This window comes from Komagataeibacter kakiaceti JCM 25156 (genome assembly GCF_000613305.1).
Map to the genome: position 1 here is coordinate 1 of NZ_BAIO01000866.1, position 622 is coordinate 622.

Consider the following 622-nt stretch of genomic DNA (forward strand, 5'->3'; position numbering starts at 1 on the left):
GGCCGGCCGGTCGCTGCCGGGCACGGGCGGCGGCGGGGTTTCAGGCAGCTTGGCGGGTCGCCCGCATGGCGGTCGAAGGTTTTCTGGCTGACCAGTTCACACCCCGTCACGACCGGCAGGCACATGGCGGCGACAAGGGCGGCACGACGGACAAAAGGGCGTGACAGAGGGGACATGGCCCCCAACCGATACAGGATCCCCCCCGCGCGGGATAGGGGCCACGACGCCGCAATATTGCCGCCACGGGCATGCGACGGTAGTCATGGAAGCTGCGGTGCCCACCGTTCCCGCCGCGCACATGGACGACGTTGAATGCCAGAAGATCAGGTTTCCATAACCCGGGCCGATGCCGGACCACCCGCGCCAAGCATGCCCGAACGGCTGGCGACGGCTATCCGCCACGCCATCGGGATTCATGAGCCCGACAGCCGCCACGCGCTTCAGGCGCGCGTCATGGCCGGGTTCTGCGCGGTGCTGTGGAGTCGTTTCCTGCGCTTCGACCCCGCCAGCCCGGACTGGCCGGATCGTGACCGCTTTATCGTGTCCTCGCCGCTCTACCGCGTTCTTCCGCGCATCATGGCCGAACTGTCGGGGGCAGCTTCCCGCCCCTCCCGCCCCGGAG

At 69.0% G+C, this 622-nt stretch carries 1 pseudogene; it reads left to right on the plus strand.

From position 1 onward, the window contains the following. Positions 1–369: 369 nt before the first annotated feature. Positions 370–622: pseudogene (locus JCM25156_RS26600) on the plus strand (transketolase-like TK C-terminal-containing protein); the annotation flags it as partial.